Source organism: Paraburkholderia sp. MPAMCS5 (assembly GCF_036016995.1).
Taxonomy (GTDB): domain Bacteria; phylum Pseudomonadota; class Gammaproteobacteria; order Burkholderiales; family Burkholderiaceae; genus Paraburkholderia.
In genome coordinates this window covers 1-5558 of record NZ_JAYXBK010000033.1, presented here as the reverse complement: position 1 = coordinate 5558, position 5558 = coordinate 1, and the positions used below count along the sequence as shown (strand labels likewise).

Here is a 5558-nt window from a genome sequence, read left to right as displayed (position 1 = left end):
AACGCAGAAACCCCACCTTGAAGGGGTGGGGTTTCTGATGCTGCTGGGGAGCCTGACGATTACCTACTTTCACACGGGCAATCCGCACTATCATCGGCGTGGAGTCGTTTCACGGTCCTGTTCGGGATGGGAAGGGGTGGTACCGACTCGCTATGGTCATCAGGCATGACTTGTTGCCGTGCTGCGTTTGAGGGGCAGCACGACCAATCGGGAAGAAGTAGCTGGGAGAATGTCTGTCTTTGGGCTGTGTTGTTTCAGGCACAACACTGATCTCAACCACATGGGTGCCGGTTTTCCCCTTCGCGGGGATAAGACACACCTGTTATAGGATCAAGCCTTACGGGCAATTAGTATCAGTTAGCTTAACGCATTACTGCGCTTACACACCTGACCTATCAACGTCCTGGTCTTGAACGACCCTTCAAGGGGCTCGAAGCCCCGGGGATATCTCATCTTAAGGCGAGTTTCCCGCTTAGATGCTTTCAGCGGTTATCTCTTCCGAACATAGCTACCCGGCGATGCCACTGGCGTGACAACCGGTACACCAGAGGTTCGTCCACTCCGGTCCTCTCGTACTAGGAGCAGCCCCCTTCAAATATCCAGCGCCCACGGCAGATAGGGACCAAACTGTCTCACGACGTTTTAAACCCAGCTCACGTACCTCTTTAAATGGCGAACAGCCATACCCTTGGGACCGGCTACAGCCCCAGGATGAGATGAGCCGACATCGAGGTGCCAAACACCGCCGTCGATATGAACTCTTGGGCGGTATCAGCCTGTTATCCCCAGAGTACCTTTTATCCGTTGAGCGATGGCCCTTCCATACAGAACCACCGGATCACTATGACCTGCTTTCGCACCTGCTCGACTTGTCGGTCTCGCAGTTAAGCACGCTTATGCCATTGCACTATCAGCACGATTTCCGACCGTACCTAGCGTACCTTCGTACTCCTCCGTTACACTTTGGGAGGAGACCGCCCCAGTCAAACTGCCTACCATGCACTGTCCCCGATCCGGATTACGGACCAAGGTTAGAACCTCAAACAGATCAGGGTGGTATTTCAAGGACGGCTCCACGCAAACTGGCGTTCACGTTTCACAGCCTCCCACCTATCCTACACAGACCGGTTCAAAGTCCAATGCAAAGCTACAGTAAAGGTTCATGGGGTCTTTCCGTCTAGCCGCGGGGAGATTGCATCATCACAAACACTTCAACTTCGCTGAGTCTCGGGAGGAGACAGTGTGGCCATCGTTACGCCATTCGTGCAGGTCGGAACTTACCCGACAAGGAATTTCGCTACCTTAGGACCGTTATAGTTACGGCCGCCGTTTACCGGGACTTCAATCAGGAGCTTGCACCCCATCATTTAATCTTCCGGCACCGGGCAGGCGTCACACCCTATACGTCCACTTTCGTGTTTGCAGAGTGCTGTGTTTTTATTAAACAGTCGCAGCCACCAGTTTATTGCAACCCCTTCACCCTCCTGGCGCAGGCCAGTCAAGCTACAGGGGCGTACCTTATCCCGAAGTTACGGTACCAATTTGCCGAGTTCCTTCTCCCGAGTTCTCTCAAGCGCCTTAGAATACTCATCTCGCCCACCTGTGTCGGTTTGCGGTACGGTCTTGTTGAACTGAAGCTTAGAGGCTTTTCCTGGAACCACTTCCGATTGCTTCGTCTCCGAAGAGACTGGCCTCACACCCTTGAATTCCGCGCCCGGATTTGCCAAAGCGCCTTCTCCAATGCAAGGACCGGGACTTCCAACACCCGGACAACCTTCCGCGATCCGTCCCCCCATCGCATTCAACAATGGTGCAGGAATATTAACCTGCTTCCCATCAGCTACGCATTTCTGCCTCGCCTTAGGGGCCGACTCACCCTACGCCGATGAACGTTGCGTAGGAAACCTTGGGCTTACGGCGAGGGGGCCTTTCACCCCCTTTATCGCTACTCATGTCAGCATTCGCACTTCCGATACCTCCAGCACACTTTCCAGTGCACCTTCGCAGGCTTACGGAACGCTCTCCTACCATGCACATAAATGTGCATCCGCAGCTTCGGTATATGACTTAGCCCCGTTACATCTTCCGCGCAGGACGACTCGATCAGTGAGCTATTACGCTTTCTTTAAAGGGTGGCTGCTTCTAAGCCAACCTCCTGACTGTTTTAGCCTTCCCACTTCGTTTCCCACTTAGTCATATTTGGGGACCTTAGCTGGCGGTCTGGGTTGTTTCCCTCTTGACACCGGACGTTAGCACCCGATGTCTGTCTCCCGTGATTGCACTCTTCGGTATTCGGAGTTTGCTATGGCGTAGTAATCCGCAATGGACCCCACAACCATGACAGTGCTCTACCCCCGAAGGTGATACACGAGGCACTACCTAAATAGTTTTCGGAGAGAACCAGCTATTTCCAGGTTTGTTTAGCCTTTCACCCCTATCCACAGCTCATCCCCTAACTTTTCAACGTTAGTGGGTTCGGACCTCCAGTACGTGTTACCGCACCTTCATCCTGGCCATGGATAGATCACCTGGTTTCGGGTCTACACCCAGCGACTGAACGCCCTGTTCGGACTCGCTTTCGCTACGCCTGCCCTAATCGGTTAAGCTTGCCACTGAATGTAAGTCGCTGACCCATTATACAAAAGGTACGCCGTCACCCCTTGCGAGGCTCCGACTGTTTGTATGCATGCGGTTTCAGGATCTATTTCACTCCCCTCCCGGGGTTCTTTTCGCCTTTCCCTCACGGTACTGGTTCACTATCGGTCGATCACGAGTATTTAGCCTTGGAGGATGGTCCCCCCATCTTCAGACAGGATTTCACGTGTCCCGCCCTACTTGTCGTACACCTAGTTCTTCCATGCTGTTTTCGTCTACAGGGCTATCACCTGCTATGGCTGCACTTTCCAGAGCATTCGACTAACAGTACAGATAAAGAGTACAGGCTGGTCCCATTTCGCTCGCCACTACTCTGGGAATCTCGGTTGATTTCTTTTCCTGCGGTTACTTAGATGTTTCAGTTCACCGCGTTCGCTTCACATGACCTATGTATTCAGTCATGGATACTCCATTCGGAGTGGGTTTCCCCATTCGGACATCTTCGGATCAAAGCTCGTTTGCCAGCTCCCCGAAGCTTTTCGCAGGCTACCGCGTCCTTCATCGCCTGTGATCGCCAAGGCATCCACCACATGCACTTGTTCGCTTGACCCTATAACGGGTGTGTCTCTTTCGCCCCGAAGGACTCCGATCCGCACTCGCTACAGGTTGAGTATTCGTGTTGCGCCGTATTCCAAAGCAATCTTTCGATCACTTAAAAAATACATTGATACAATCACAACCCTGATTCACCTACTCGCGCACCCATCTCTAAGTACACTTTCGTGAATCTCTTTACTACTTCTTCCTGATTGTTAAAGAACGACAGCCGATAGCGCGATTTGCACCGCCTACCGCTCTGACTGGCTCAATCGCCAATGCGTAACGCTCGGTTGCGACCGAACCCTAGGCATTGAGGATTGGTGGAGGATGACGGGATCGAACCGACGACCCCCTGCTTGCAAAGCAGGTGCTCTCCCAGCTGAGCTAATCCCCCAGTCATGCACAGATCAATCTGCTTTTTACTCAAGGGGGTATTAACCGGTGCGCACCAGACAAGACACTGGTGGGTCTGGATGGATTCGAACCATCGACCCCCGCCTTATCAAGACGGTGCTCTAACCGACTGAGCTACAGACCCCTGAGTCTGCCTGATTGACTGTCTTTACTTACAGCCGATAAGCGTGAGCGCTCAACACTTCTGACGCATGTGCTCGAGAAAGGAGGTGATCCAGCCGCACCTTCCGATACGGCTACCTTGTTACGACTTCACCCCAGTCATGAATCCTACCGTGGTGACCGTCCTCCTTGCGGTTAGACTAGCCACTTCTGGTAAAACCCACTCCCATGGTGTGACGGGCGGTGTGTACAAGACCCGGGAACGTATTCACCGCGGCATGCTGATCCGCGATTACTAGCGATTCCAGCTTCACGCACTCGAGTTGCAGAGTGCGATCCGGACTACGATCGGTTTTCTGGGATTGGCTCCACCTCGCGGCTTGGCAACCCTCTGTTCCGACCATTGTATGACGTGTGAAGCCCTACCCATAAGGGCCATGAGGACTTGACGTCATCCCCACCTTCCTCCGGTTTGTCACCGGCAGTCTCCCTGGAGTGCTCTTGCGTAGCAACTAGGGACAAGGGTTGCGCTCGTTGCGGGACTTAACCCAACATCTCACGACACGAGCTGACGACAGCCATGCAGCACCTGTGTTACGGCTCCCTTTCGGGCACTCCCGCCTCTCAGCAGGATTCCGTACATGTCAAGGGTAGGTAAGGTTTTTCGCGTTGCATCGAATTAATCCACATCATCCACCGCTTGTGCGGGTCCCCGTCAATTCCTTTGAGTTTTAATCTTGCGACCGTACTCCCCAGGCGGTCAACTTCACGCGTTAGCTACGTTACCAAGCCAATGAAGGCCCGACAACTAGTTGACATCGTTTAGGGCGTGGACTACCAGGGTATCTAATCCTGTTTGCTCCCCACGCTTTCGTGCATGAGCGTCAGTATTGGCCCAGGGGGCTGCCTTCGCCATCGGTATTCCTCCACATCTCTACGCATTTCACTGCTACACGTGGAATTCTACCCCCCTCTGCCATACTCTAGCCCGCCAGTCACAAATGCAGTTCCCAGGTTAAGCCCGGGGATTTCACATCTGTCTTAGCGAACCGCCTGCGCACGCTTTACGCCCAGTAATTCCGATTAACGCTTGCACCCTACGTATTACCGCGGCTGCTGGCACGTAGTTAGCCGGTGCTTATTCTTCCGGTACCGTCATCCGCCATGGATATTAGCCACAACGTTTTCTTTCCGGACAAAAGTGCTTTACAACCCGAAGGCCTTCTTCACACACGCGGCATTGCTGGATCAGGGTTGCCCCCATTGTCCAAAATTCCCCACTGCTGCCTCCCGTAGGAGTCTGGGCCGTGTCTCAGTCCCAGTGTGGCTGGTCGTCCTCTCAGACCAGCTACAGATCGTCGCCTTGGTAGGCCTTTACCCCACCAACTAGCTAATCTGCCATCGGCCGCCCCTACAGCGAGAGGTCCGAAGATCCCCCCCTTTCCTCCGTAGAGCGTATGCGGTATTAATCCGGCTTTCGCCGGGCTATCCCCCACTACAGGACACGTTCCGATGTATTACTCACCCGTTCGCCACTCGCCACCAGACCGAAGTCCGTGCTGCCGTTCGACTTGCATGTGTAAGGCATGCCGCCAGCGTTCAATCTGAGCCAGGATCAAACTCTTCAGTTCAAACCTGTTACTGTTTTCGGGCTCTGCGGTTACCCACAGACACCCGGTCGCTCACTCAACGTACTGACGAAGTGTTCAACCATCTTTCAACGGCCAAACCTTCCTTTCATTACTGTGTGAGACTTGATACTTTCGCCTGGCAGCAGATTCCGAAGAACCCGCCGCCGCGTCACGCATCAAGCGCCCACACTTATCGGCTGTTAGTTTTTAAAGATC

Annotated in this window: 2 tRNA genes and 3 rRNA genes; all 5 read right to left on the bottom strand. The window is 53.6% G+C overall.

The features are described from left to right. Positions 1–50: 50 nt before the first annotated feature. Positions 51–164: ribosomal RNA gene (gene rrf, locus VOM14_RS31260) — 5S ribosomal RNA — on the bottom strand. 162 nt (positions 165–326) lie between these two features. Continuing rightward, positions 327–3205, bottom strand: a 23S ribosomal RNA gene (locus tag VOM14_RS31255). 308 nt (positions 3206–3513) lie between these two features. Next, positions 3514–3589 (bottom strand) — tRNA-Ala (locus VOM14_RS31250). Positions 3590–3656: 67 nt separating this feature from the next. Next, positions 3657–3733: transfer RNA gene (locus VOM14_RS31245), tRNA-Ile, on the bottom strand. Between the two features lie 78 nt (positions 3734–3811). After that, positions 3812–5342, bottom strand: a 16S ribosomal RNA gene (locus VOM14_RS31240). Together the 16S, 23S and 5S rRNA genes with 2 tRNA genes alongside form the textbook arrangement of a ribosomal RNA operon. Positions 5343–5558: the final 216 nt, after the last annotated feature.